Here is an 11,045-nt window from a genome sequence, read left to right on the forward strand (position 1 = left end):
CATCCTCGGAGAGCGAGGCATCGTCGGCAGCCGTCGGCACGAAGCGCAGCCTGGTGACGAGGTGGTTGAATTCGGCAAGGTCGGTGAGCACCGCGGCCGGATCAGCGCCGGTGTCGTACTGGGCGCGGAATTCGGCCAGGGCCGCCGCGACGTCGCCCTTCATGACATGCTCGAACAGGTCGACGATGCGGGCGCGGTCGGCGAGGCCGAGCATGGCGCGCACGGCCTCGGCGCTGACCGTGCCGCTGCCATGGGCGATCGCCTGATCGAGGATGGAGAGCGAATCGCGCGCCGAGCCTTCGGCAGCGCGCGCGATCATCGCCAGCGCGTCGTCGTCGACCGAAATGCCTTCCTTGGCGGCGATCGCCGACAGATGCGCGACCAGCGCGCCGGCATCGATGCGCCTCAGATCAAAGCGCTGGCAGCGCGACAGGACCGTGATCGGCACCTTGCGGATCTCGGTGGTGGCGAAGATGAATTTGACGTGCGGCGGCGGCTCTTCCAGTGTCTTCAGCAGGCCGTTGAAGGCCTGGGTGGAGAGCATGTGCACTTCGTCGATGATGTAGACCTTGTAGCGGGCCGAGACCGGCGCGTAGCGCACGCGCTCGATGATGTCCCTGATGTCGTCGATGCCGGTGTGCGAGGCGGCATCCATCTCGATGACGTCGACATGGCGGCCCTCCATGATCGCCTGGCAATGCTCGCCTGGGATCGACAGATCGACCGAAGGCTGGTCGACGGTGGCGGTCTTGTAGTTCAACGCTCGCGCCAGAATGCGCGCCGTGGTCGTCTTGCCGACACCGCGCACACCGGTCAGCATCCAGGCCTGGGCGATGCGCCCGGAGGCGAAGGCGTTGGTCAGCGTGCGGACCATCGGCTCCTGGCCGATCAGCTCGGAGAAATTCGAGGGGCGGTATTTGCGCGCCAGAACCCGATAGGCGCCTGCCTTATCCGTCCCCAAGTTTCCGGCTTCGCTCATTCGCCGTCAAAGCTCCCAGGACCGCGACGGAAGGCGGCCGATACCTGCGCATAGTTTCGCCCGCACGGCTTGGCGCCGTCAATGTCGCGAGAGAAAGGCGAAGAGGCGGGAGGCTGGAACAATGACCCGTTCCGGGCTCGTTAGGGCTGCTTCCTTCCGGACCTGACCCGGTTGGCGAGTGGATCGTCCACCACCAACCTCCCGCGCTCCATATCGGCAATTCGGCGATGAAATGCAAGGGCAGACCTGATTGAGCAGCCCAAACCGGATGTGCCGCGGGGCAGCAAGACCTTCAAATCCGCAATATCGGCCAATGATTCGCTTGCAGCCCCATTGCAGCCGCTCTAGCGTTCATGGCTCAAAAGACGCTGCAATGCCCACAAAAGTGAAGGAAACGCCAATGCTGCCGGGCCTCAAGGCCGGATTCACGCTCGACGCCAGGCTGGAGGCGGACAGCGAGCAGCTGATGTGGCTCGGCCTGTGCGAACTCAGGCTGATGAACGATTGCCGCTGGCCATGGCTCATCCTGGTGCCGCAGCGGCCGGGCGTGGAGGAAATCCATGACCTGACGCCGCTCGACCAGGCGATGCTGACCTTCGAGACCAACATGGTGGCGCAGGCGCTGAAGAAGGCGACAGGCTGCACCAAGATCAATACCGGCGCGCTGGGCAACATCGTGCGCCAGCTGCACATCCATGTCATCGCCCGTTCGGAGGGCGATGCGGCCTGGCCAGGGCCGGTCTGGGGGCATGGCCTGCGCGAGCCCTACAGCAGTTCCGAGATCCGGCGGTTTGCCGAAACGATCAAGGCGGCGCTATAAGCTGACCTCGTGTCCATCCCCGAAGCCCTGAGTCCCCATGACCTTCCGCCTGTTTGACGCGCCCTTGCGGGAGCCGAGCCAATTCGTCGGCTTCGCCGGCAACACGATCGACCGGCAGTCGGAGACGCGCGCCGACGACTCCGTCGAACAGGCGCTCGCCGATGCCGCGACGCGGCTTCTCTTGATGCATGGCGGCCGGCTCTACCTGAAACTCGACGCCGACAACTTCGACCCCTGGTTCGCGGCACCGGAAAGCCAGCCGTTCAAGGTCTCGCTCGACCAGGGTGTGCTGCTCGGCTTTTCCGACGCCGGCCCGGTGCTGGCGGTGCCGGCGGGCATCGAGCCGGAAGAGCTTCCCGAGACCGTCAAAGCGATCGACTACCGCTCCGTCTACATGCAGGGCCTGATCGACGAGGCGGCGGCCGGCGCTCTGGCGCAAGGGGCGGCTCTTCTTGCCTGGCATGCCAGCCACGCCTTCTGCTCGAAATGCGGCAACCGTTCGGAAATGCGCGCCGGCGGCTACAGGCGGCACTGCCCGGCCTGCGGCACCGATCACTTCCCGCGCACCGATCCGGTGGCGATCATGCTGACGGTGACGGCGGACAAATGCCTGCTCGGGCGCGGCCGGCATTTTGGGCCCGGCATGTATTCAGCACTTGCCGGCTTCATCGAGCCCGGCGAAACGATCGAGGCGGCGGTGCGCCGCGAAACGCTGGAGGAGGCCGGCATCCGGCTCGGCCGCGTCGTCTACCACGCCAGCCAACCCTGGCCGTTCCCCTATTCGCTGATGATCGGCTGCTTCGGCGAGCCGCTCAACGACGACATCCAGGCCGATCTCAACGAGCTGGAGGACTGCCGCTGGTTCTCGCGCGACGAGGTGCGCCTGATGCTCGACAGGACGCATGCCGATGGCTTGATCACGCCGCCCAAGGGGGCTATCGCGCATCACCTCATCCGCGCCTGGGTCGACAGCGAATAGGAGCAGAAGAATGATCCGTCACACCGTTGTGTTCACGCTGAAGCATCCCTTGCAGTCGCTGGAAACGAAGCGCTTCCTGCACGACGCCAAAAAGATCCTCACCGGGATCAAGGGCGTCACGCATTTCGAGCAGTTGCGGCAGGTGAGCCCGAAGAACGACTACCAGTTCGGCTTCTCGATGGAGTTCGCCGACCAGGCGGCCTATACCCGCTACAACGAACATCCCGACCATGTCGCCTTCGTCCGCGACCGCTGGGTGCCCGAGGTCGAGAAATTTCTCGAAATCGATTATGTGCCGCTTGGCTTTGGCTGAGATTGGATCGAGCGCCAACGTCTGAGATTAGCCCGGACCTTCATGAGGTCGTCATCCCAGGGCGGAGCGACGCACCAAAGGGCAGCGCTCGACTGTAACGGCATGGATCCTCGGGTCTGCGTGCGTCGCTTCGCTCCTTGCTTCGCCCGTGGATGACGAAGCGTCTCGCCTGACCTCGCAGGCGCAGCCAGCTAATCCGCGACCTTCCACTGCTCGCGCGACGCGCTTGCCGGATAGACGCCGAGGATGCGCATCTCGCGCGAGAAGAAGCGCAGCTCGTCGAGCGCCATCTTGACCAGCGGATCGTCCGGATGGCCCTCGATGTCGGCGTAGAACAGCGTCGCGGTGAAGGCGCCGAGCTGGTAGCTCTCCAGCTTGGTCATGTTGATGCCGTTGGTGGCGAAGCCACCCATCGCCTTGTAGAGCGCGGCCGGCACGTTGCGGACGCGGAAGATGAAGGTGGTCATCATCTTGGCATCGGCAGACGGCCGCTCGGCCCACTGCTTGTTCTTGGTCAAAACGACGAAGCGGGTGACGTTGGAGTCGGTGTCCTCGACGTTCTTCTCGATGATGTCGAGGCCGTAAAGCTCGGCGGCGAGCGCCGGCGCCAGCGCCGCCATGGTGCGATCCTTGACCTCGGAGACCATCTTCGCCGAGCCGGCCGTGTCGCCGGCGACCACCGGCTTCCAGCCATTCTTGCGGATGTATTTGCGGCACTGGCCGAGCGCATGAATGTGGCTGTGCACGGTCTTGATCTCTTCGCGCTTCACCCCCGGCAGCACCATCAGCTGGAAATGGATCGGCAGGAAATATTCGCCGACGATGTGCAGCTTCGATTCCGGCAGCAGGTGATGGATGTCGGCGACGCGCCCGGCAATCGTGTTCTCGATCGGGATCATGGCGAGCTCGGCCTTGCCGGTCTCGACCGCGTTGAAGGCATCCTCGAAGGTCGGGCACGGCAACGGCTCCATCGACGGGAACATGTTGCGGCAGGCGGTGTCGGAATTGGCGCCCGGCTCGCCCTGGAAGGATATTCTGTTGGTCTTTTCAGGCATGCCCAATATCTCAGTTTGAAAGGATTTCCCTGGCGCGCTCCAGGTCGTCGGGCGTGTCGACGCCGAGCGGCACGGACTGCACGATCTCGGCATCGATGCGCATGCCGGCCTCTAGCGCCCGCAGCTGTTCCAGCCGCTCGCGTCGTTCCAGCGGCGACGGCTTCAGCGCGACGAAGCGCTCGAGCGCGGCTCGCCGATAGGCGTAGAGGCCGATATGGTGATAGAGCGGCCCCTCGCCCCAGGGGGCGGTGGCGCGGGTGAAATAGAGCGCCCTGAGCCGTGTCGCAGACAGCGGCGAACCGACGATCTTGACGACGTTCGGATTGGTCTTCTCCTCGTCGCGGACGATCTCGACGCCGAGCGTGGCGATGTCGACCGATTTATCCTCGAGCGGCCTCAGCGACGCGCCGATGATCTGGGGATCGATGGTCGGCAGGTCGCCCTGCACGTTAACGATGGTTTCGACCTTTTTCTCCGGATCGAGCGCATTCAGCGCCTCGAAAATACGGTCGGAGCCGGACTGGTGATCGTCACACGTCATCACGGCCTCAAAGCCGTGCGCGCGCACCGCTTCCGCCACCGCCTCGGTGTCTGTCGCCACCACGACCCGGCCAAGCCCGGCCTCGGCGCCGCGGCGGGCGACATGGACGATCATCGGCGCGCCAGAAATGTCGGCCAGCGGCTTGCCCGGCAGGCGGGTCGAGGCCATGCGGGCCGGGATAAGGATGAGCGTGGACATCGGTGCGACGGGGCGTTGGAAAAGGGGGCTGGCGAAAGTGGCAAAAGGTCTCACTGGAAGCGCCCTTATAGGTGTTGCAACGCCGGAGCAAAAGACCTAGTTTCCGCCCGATTTGACCGGCCTGAGAGGTCGGTTCGGGATACCGACGGACGGAGTGGACGGATCGGTCCGCCGGAAAAGGGAGCAAGGGGCGTATGGATTCCAACGAAGTCAACAAGCTGCTCGCCGGTCTCCTTGGCACCGTCTTCGTCGTCTTTTCGGTCGGCATCGTGTCCGACGCACTGTTTGCCTCGCCCGCACCCGAGAAGCCCGGCTTCGCCATTGAGGCGGCAGAGCCCGCCGAAGGTGGCCCGGCCGCCCCGGCCGCTGAAGCCAAGCCGATCGCCGACCTGCTCGCCACCGCCAATGTCGAGGCGGGCGCGGCCGTGTTCAAGAAATGCCAGGCCTGCCATTCCGGCGAGAAGGGCGGCCCGAACAAGGTCGGCCCCGATCTCTGGGACATCGTCGACCGTCCCGTCGCCGAGCATGAGGGCTTCGCCTATTCGGCCGGCATGAAGGATTTTTCCAAGGGCGGCGCCGAGAAGTGGACCTACGACAACCTCAACCACTTCATCACTTCGCCGAAGAAGTTCGTGAAGGGCACGGCGATGGGTTTTGCCGGCCTGCCGAAGGACGAGGACCGTGCCAACGTGATCGCCTATCTGCGCACGCTGTCGGACAGCCCCAAGCCGTTGCCGGCGCCGGGCGCTGCGGCCGAAGCCAAGCCTGCTGAAGGTGCCGCGCCGGCCAAGCCGGCCGAGGGCGCAGCCCCCGCCAAGCCGGCGGCACCCGCTCAATAAACAATTTGTCATAAGACATCCTCAGAAAAGCCGGGTTCGTCCCGGCTTTTCTGTTAGGAAAACCGCATGTGTGGCGACAAAGCCTGCGCATTGCGGTTTTCACGGTCGTCAAATGATCTAGATTGCCGGTGGGGATTGTTCGCTAGAGGAGAACGCATGACGGTTGGCCGAACTGTTCTCAAATCCGCACTGATCGCGGCCGCCCTTGCTGGCAGCCTGCAGGCCGGCTTCGCGGATGAATGGCGCACCACCTCCTCGCTGATCGGCGACTCCAAATACGGCGACAACTTCCAGCACTACGATTACGTCAATCCGGACGCGCCGAAGGGCGGCACCTACAATTCCGTCGTTCTCGGCACCTTCGACAGCTTCAACCCCTACATCGTGCAGGGCTCGCCGGCCGCGGGGCTGGTCGGCTTCGGTGGCGGGCTGCTCTACGACACGCTGATGGAGCAGTCGACCGACGAAGGCAGCACCAGCCATCCGCTGATCGCGGACGCTTACAAATATCCGGCCGACTATTCCTCGGCGACCTACCGGCTGGACCCGAGGGCAAGATGGCATGACGGCCAGCCGATCACCACCGACGACGTGATCTGGTCGTTCCAGGTGCTGAAGGCCAACAGCCCGCAATACAGCCGCTATTTCGAGAACGTTACCGACGCCGTCGCCATCTCGGACCGCGAGGTCGAGTTCCATTTCAACCAGAAGGGCAATCGCGAGCTGCCGAAGATCATCGGCGACCTCGCCGTGCTGCCGAAGCACTGGTGGGAAGGCACCGACGCCAACGGCAAGAAGCGCGATGTCACCAGACCGACGCTGGAACCGCCGCTCGGCTCGGCCGCCTACAAGATCGCCAGCTTCAAGCCGGGTTCGGAAATCGTCTGGCAGCGCGTGCCGGACTATTGGGCCGCCAAGCTGCCGGTGAAGATCGGCCGCGAGAATTTCGATACGCAGCGTTTCACCTACATCCTCGATGACAATGCCGCCTGGCAGGCCTTCACAAAAGGCGGACTTGACGACATCAAGCCGGAAAACAGCTCGAAGCGCTGGAAGACGTTCTATAATTTCCCGGCGATCCAGGCCGGCGACGTCATCAAACAGGAGTTCAAGACCACCTCACCCGAGCCGATGCAGGCCTTCATGCTGAACCAGCGGCGTCCCCTGTTTGGGGATCGCCTGGTGCGCGAGGGACTGACCTATCCGTTCGATTTCGAGACGATGAACCGCACGCTTTTCTATGGTTTCAACACCCGCACGCAGAGCTATTTCCAGGGCACGGAACTGGCATCCAGCGGCCTGCCGCAGGGCAAGGAGCTGGAAATCCTGGAAAAGTACCGCGACAAGCTGCCATCCGAGCTCTTCACGCAGGAATTCAAGCTGCCGGTCTATGATACCCCTCAGGCCGAGCGGAAATATCTGAAGCAGGCGGTCGAGCTGTTCGCCAAGGCCGGCTGGGTCATCAAGGGCGGCAAGATGGTGAATGCCAAGACCGGCGCGCCATTCAAATTCGAGATCCTCGGCTGGAACGATACCGACCAGGTCATCGCCAGTCCCTGGATCGCCAATCTGCGTAAGATCGGTGTCGATGCGACGCTGCGCATCATCGACCAGACCCAGTATGTCAACCGCGTCAACAATTTCGATTACGACGTCATCATAGGTCAGCTCGGGCAGTCTGAATCGCCCGGCAACGAGCAGCGCGACTTCTGGAGCTCGAAGGCCGCCGACAAGCCTGGGTCGCGCAACTATGCCGGCATCAAAGATCCGGTCGTCGACGCGCTCGTCGACCGCATCATCTTCGCCACCGACCGCGACGACCTCGTCGCCGCCACCCACGCGCTCGACCGGGTGCTGCTGTGGAACTTCTATGTGGTGCCGCAATACTACCGCGCCGTGCTGTGGCTCGCCTACTGGAACAAGTTCGGCATCCCGGAAAAGCAGCCGACCTATAGCGGCGCCGACCAGAGTTCCTGGTGGATCGACCCGGCGAAGGAAAAGGCGCTGGCCGCCAAATACAAGAGCAGCAATTGATGGGTCGACAACCGACGATGGCGCTCTCCCGCCGCGATGTCCTGGCGCTCGGCGCCGCCGCCACGGCCGCCGCGCTATTACCCGGCCGCGCCTTCGCCGCCACTCCGACGGGCGTGAAACTGCACGGACTGTCGGCGTTCGGCGACTTGAAATACAAACCCGACTTCACGCATTTCGGCTACGTCAATCCGGACGCGCCGAAAGGCGGCCAGATGAATTTCGCGCCGCCGAACGCCACCCTGAATCAGAGTTTCCTGACGTTCAACACGTTGAACTCCCTGGTGCTGAAGGGGGATTCGCCACCGCGAACCGAACTCTGTTTCGATTCGCTGATGACAAGCGCGCTCGATGAACCGGACGCGGTCTATGGCCTGCTTGCCGAGACCGTCACCTTGTCGCCGGACCGCAACGGCTTCCGCTTCAACCTGCGGCCGCAAGCGCGCTTTCACGACGGTTCGCCGCTCACCGCCGCCGACGTAGCCTTCGCCTTGAAGCTCTACAAGGAGGCCGGCCATCCGAATCTTTCCCAGCCGCTGCGGTTCATGACGGACGCGATCGCCCCGGATCCCGTCACCCTGGACTTGACCTTCAACGGCGAACAGTCCGCGCAGAACATCCTCTCGGTCGTCGCGATGCCGATCGTGTCCAAGGCCTTTTACACCGCCAATCAATTCGATGCCTCGACGATGACGCCGCCACTGAGTTCCGGACCATACAGACTGGGACGCGTGGTGGCCGGACAAAGCGTCGAGTATGACCGCGTCGCCGACTATTGGGGTCGCGATCTCGCCGTGAACCGTGGTCTCAACAATTTCGATCGCATCCGCATCGACTTTTACCTCGACCGCCAGGCGGCGTTCGAGGCCTTCAAGAAGGGCGACACGCATTTTCGCGAGGAGTTCACCTCGCGGGTATGGGCAACCGGTTATGATTTTCCGGCGCTCAAGGACGGCAGGGTCGTCAAACGGGAATTTCCCGGCGAGAAGACACCCGACATGCAGTCCGTCGCGCTGAACCAGCGCCGTCCGCAATTCCGCGATGTTCGCGTGAGACTGGCGATCGCCAATTGCTTCGACTTCGAATGGACCAGGCGCGCCCTGTTTTTCGGTTCCTACGAGCGTTCGCAATCGAATTTCGAACGCTCGGACTACAAGGCCGAGGGTCTGCCCTCGCCTGAGGAATTGGCCTTGCTGGAACCGTTCCGGGCCGAGTTGCCGCCAGAAACCTTCGGCGAGCCGGTCATGCAGCCTGTATCCGACGGTTCGGGCCGCGACCGCAAACTGCTCGGCAAGGCCTCGACGCTGCTTGCCGAAGCCGGCTGGAAGCGGACGGGCGACTTCGTCGTCAATGAAAAGGGCGAGCGCCTGCGTGTGGAAATGCTGGCCGAAGATGATGGCATCGTCCGTCTCTTGACCAAATGGTCCGAGAACATGAAGGCTATCGGGATCGACGCGTCGATCCGGCAGGTCGATTCGACACAATATGAACAGCGGCAGAGTGATTTCGACTTCGATTTCAACCTTCTCCATTGGTCGATCGGGGCAACGCCCACTGCCGATGGACTGGAGATGCTCTACGATTCCCGAATGGCGAAAACGCCGGGGCAGCGCAACTATCCGGGCACCGAAAGCAAGGCCATCGACGCGCTGATCGTGGCCGCAGGCAAGGCGAAAACCAGAACGGAACTCGTCACGGCGCTGAGGGCGCTCGACCGGGTCTTGCGCGCGCGGCTAGACTGGATTCCAACATATTATCTCGCGAATCACCGCGTCGCCTATTGGGACATGTTCGGCTTTCCGGAACAGAAACCCGATTTCGGCTTTCCGGTCGAAACGCTGTGGTGGGTCGACAAGGGCAAGGCGGCAAAGATTGGCAAAGGGTGAATTTCTTGCGGGCGTTGGCGCCGCCCCTCACCTGCCTGCCGGCATCCTCTCCCCGTATGGTAACGGGGAGAGGGAGGCCTTCACCAATGGTTTCGCCAATCGCAAGCGTCGCAGCGAAAGCGCCGAGATTGGGGCCAGCCCCTTTCTCCCCGTCTCTATACGGGGAGAAATGTCCGGCAGGACAATGAGGGGCGGCGCCGGCGTCGACAATTGGTCTGAAGCGACTGCCTTGGCGACGCTTTCAGGTACGGCGGGCCTACTCAAGAAGGACGATGCCTGATGGGCGCCTATATACTGCGCCGCATCCTGTTGATGATCCCGACGTTGTTCGGCATCATGGCGATTTCCTTCGCCGTCATCCAGTTCGCCCCCGGCGGGCCGGTCGAGCAGGTCATCGCCAGGCTCACCCACCAGGGCGGCACCGACCGCCTGGGCGGCGGCGGTGGCGATGCCGGCGGCGGTGGCGGCAATGTCGATGTCGCCGGCGACGTCAGCTCGAAATATCGCGGCGCGCAAGGGCTCGATCCGGAATTCATCAAGAAGCTGGAAAAGCAGTTCGGCTTCGACAAGCCGCCGCTCGAGCGCTTCGGCATGATGCTGTGGAACTACGCCCGCTTCGATTTCGGCGACAGCTATTTCCGCGACATCTCGGTGCTCAAGCTGATCCTGGAAAAGATGCCGGTGTCGATCTCGATCGGCCTGTGGATCACGCTTCTGTCCTACCTGATCTCGATTCCGCTCGGCATCCGCAAGGCGGTCAAGGACGGCTCGGCCTTCGACGTCTGGACCAGCGGCGTGGTCATCGTCGGCTACGCCATTCCCGGCTTCCTGTTCGGCATCCTGTTGATGGTGCTGTTTGCCGGCGGCTCGTTCTGGGACTGGTTTCCGCTGCGCGGCATCGTCTCGGACAATTGGGACCAGCTCTCCTGGCCGGACAAGATCGTCGACTATTTCTGGCACATGACCTTGCCGCTGACGGCGCTGGTGCTGTCAGCCTTCGCCACGACGACGCTGCTGACCAAGAACTCCTTCCTTGAAGAAATCCGCAAGCAGTATGTGGTGACGGCGCGCGCCAAGGGCCTGTCGGAGCGCAAGGTGCTCTACGGCCACGTCTTCCGCAACGCCATGCTGATCGTCATCGCAGGCTTTCCCGGCGCCTTCATCTCGGCCTTCTTCACCGGGTCGCTGTTGATCGAGAACATCTTCTCGCTCGACGGGCTCGGCCTGCTCGGCTTCAAGTCCGTCGTCGACCGCGACTATCCGGTGGTGTTTGCCAACCTCTACATCTTCTCGCTGCTCGGCCTGTTCATCAATCTTCTGTCCGACCTCATCTACACATGGGTCGATCCGCGCATCGATTTCGAGCGGAGGGACGTCTGATGGCGGAAGCCGCTGCCGCAACGA

Annotated in this window: 11 protein-coding genes and 1 other RNA gene; 8 read left to right on the forward strand and 4 right to left on the reverse strand. The window is 63.1% G+C overall.

Going from position 1 to position 11,045, the window contains the following annotated elements:
• Together EN780_RS17860 and ffs are read right to left on the reverse strand one after the other, a co-directional pair.
• On the reverse strand, positions 1-979 hold a 979-nt coding region (locus tag EN780_RS17860; RefSeq protein ID WP_128274873.1), incomplete at its 3' end, for a DNA polymerase III subunit gamma/tau.
• 105 nt (positions 980-1,084) lie between these two features.
• Positions 1,085-1,181: signal recognition particle sRNA small type (gene ffs / locus EN780_RS17865), an RNA gene on the reverse strand.
• Positions 1,182-1,379: 198 nt separating this feature from the next.
• On the opposite strand from ffs, the gene EN780_RS17870 reads away from it, so the two are divergent.
• From EN780_RS17870 to EN780_RS17880, 3 genes are read left to right on the forward strand one after another with little or no spacing between them, the layout of a single operon-like run.
• On the forward strand, positions 1,380-1,799 hold the full coding sequence (locus tag EN780_RS17870) for an HIT family protein (RefSeq protein ID WP_127285627.1): 420 nt from the start codon (positions 1,380-1,382) through the stop codon (positions 1,797-1,799).
• A gap of 37 nt (positions 1,800-1,836) precedes the next feature.
• A complete protein-coding gene (gene nudC, locus EN780_RS17875) occupies positions 1,837-2,778 on the forward strand; it encodes an NAD(+) diphosphatase (protein WP_128274874.1) in 942 nt (313 codons plus the stop codon).
• A 10-nt stretch (positions 2,779-2,788) separates the two neighbouring features.
• Positions 2,789-3,091: a Dabb family protein gene (locus EN780_RS17880; RefSeq protein WP_127285625.1), complete on the forward strand. Its 303-nt coding sequence runs from the start codon at positions 2,789-2,791 to the stop codon at positions 3,089-3,091.
• A 191-nt stretch (positions 3,092-3,282) separates the two neighbouring features.
• On the opposite strand, the gene EN780_RS17885 is transcribed toward EN780_RS17880, so the two are convergent.
• Both EN780_RS17885 and EN780_RS17890 read right to left on the reverse strand, forming a co-directional pair.
• Positions 3,283-4,146, reverse strand: a complete 864-nt coding sequence (locus EN780_RS17885) for a prephenate dehydratase (RefSeq protein WP_127391807.1) — start codon at positions 4,144-4,146, stop codon at positions 3,283-3,285.
• 10 nt (positions 4,147-4,156) lie between these two features.
• Positions 4,157-4,885 carry a 3-deoxy-manno-octulosonate cytidylyltransferase gene (locus EN780_RS17890; protein WP_127391806.1) on the reverse strand — a complete coding sequence of 243 codons (729 nt, stop codon included), beginning with the start codon at positions 4,883-4,885 and terminating at the stop codon, positions 4,157-4,159.
• 194 nt (positions 4,886-5,079) lie between these two features.
• On the opposite strand from EN780_RS17890, the gene EN780_RS17895 reads away from it, so the two are divergent.
• The 5 genes from EN780_RS17895 (at position 5,080) to EN780_RS17915 (ending at position 11,021) form a co-directional block, all read left to right on the forward strand.
• The gene (locus EN780_RS17895; protein WP_127310765.1) at positions 5,080-5,724 is read left to right on the forward strand and encodes a cytochrome c family protein; all 645 of its coding nucleotides are present in this window, start codon (positions 5,080-5,082) and stop codon (positions 5,722-5,724) included.
• Positions 5,725-5,880: 156 nt separating this feature from the next.
• Entirely contained in the window at positions 5,881-7,758 is a 1,878-nt protein-coding gene (locus EN780_RS17900; RefSeq protein WP_127391805.1) for an extracellular solute-binding protein, read from the forward strand.
• Positions 7,758-9,641 (forward strand): extracellular solute-binding protein, encoded by a 1,884-nt coding sequence (locus EN780_RS17905; protein ID WP_245493373.1) that lies wholly within the window; start codon positions 7,758-7,760, stop codon positions 9,639-9,641. The genes EN780_RS17900 and EN780_RS17905 overlap by 1 nt, the downstream gene beginning before the upstream one ends.
• Complete coding sequence (locus tag EN780_RS17910) at positions 9,628-9,921, forward strand: hypothetical protein (RefSeq protein WP_127391804.1); 294 nt, start codon at positions 9,628-9,630, stop codon at positions 9,919-9,921. Before EN780_RS17905 ends, EN780_RS17910 begins: the two co-directional genes overlap by 14 nt.
• On the forward strand, positions 9,921-11,021 hold the full coding sequence (locus tag EN780_RS17915; protein WP_128274875.1) for a microcin C ABC transporter permease YejB: 1,101 nt from the start codon (positions 9,921-9,923) through the stop codon (positions 11,019-11,021). The genes EN780_RS17910 and EN780_RS17915 overlap by 1 nt, the downstream gene beginning before the upstream one ends.
• Positions 11,022-11,045: the final 24 nt, after the last annotated feature.

Source organism: Mesorhizobium sp. M4B.F.Ca.ET.089.01.1.1 (assembly GCF_004022605.1).
Classification (GTDB): Bacteria; Pseudomonadota; Alphaproteobacteria; order Rhizobiales; family Rhizobiaceae; genus Mesorhizobium; species Mesorhizobium abyssinicae.

Excerpts from the sequence above, each read along its gene's own strand:
- EN780_RS17870 (WP_127285627.1), top strand. The coding sequence starts at position 1,380 with ATGCTGCCGGGCCTCAAGGCCGGATTCACGCTCGACGCCAGGCTGGAG.
- nudC (WP_128274874.1), top strand. The coding sequence starts at position 1,837 with ATGACCTTCCGCCTGTTTGACGCGCCCTTGCGGGAGCCGAGCCAATTC.
- EN780_RS17880 (WP_127285625.1), top strand. The coding sequence starts at position 2,789 with ATGATCCGTCACACCGTTGTGTTCACGCTGAAGCATCCCTTGCAGTCG.
- EN780_RS17885 (WP_127391807.1), bottom strand. The coding sequence starts at position 4,146 with ATGCCTGAAAAGACCAACAGAATATCCTTCCAGGGCGAGCCGGGCGCC.
- EN780_RS17890 (WP_127391806.1), bottom strand. The coding sequence starts at position 4,885 with ATGTCCACGCTCATCCTTATCCCGGCCCGCATGGCCTCGACCCGCCTG.
- EN780_RS17895 (WP_127310765.1), top strand. The coding sequence starts at position 5,080 with ATGGATTCCAACGAAGTCAACAAGCTGCTCGCCGGTCTCCTTGGCACC.
- EN780_RS17900 (WP_127391805.1), top strand. The coding sequence starts at position 5,881 with ATGACGGTTGGCCGAACTGTTCTCAAATCCGCACTGATCGCGGCCGCC.
- EN780_RS17905 (WP_245493373.1), top strand. The coding sequence starts at position 7,758 with ATGGGTCGACAACCGACGATGGCGCTCTCCCGCCGCGATGTCCTGGCG.
- EN780_RS17915 (WP_128274875.1), top strand. The coding sequence starts at position 9,921 with ATGGGCGCCTATATACTGCGCCGCATCCTGTTGATGATCCCGACGTTG.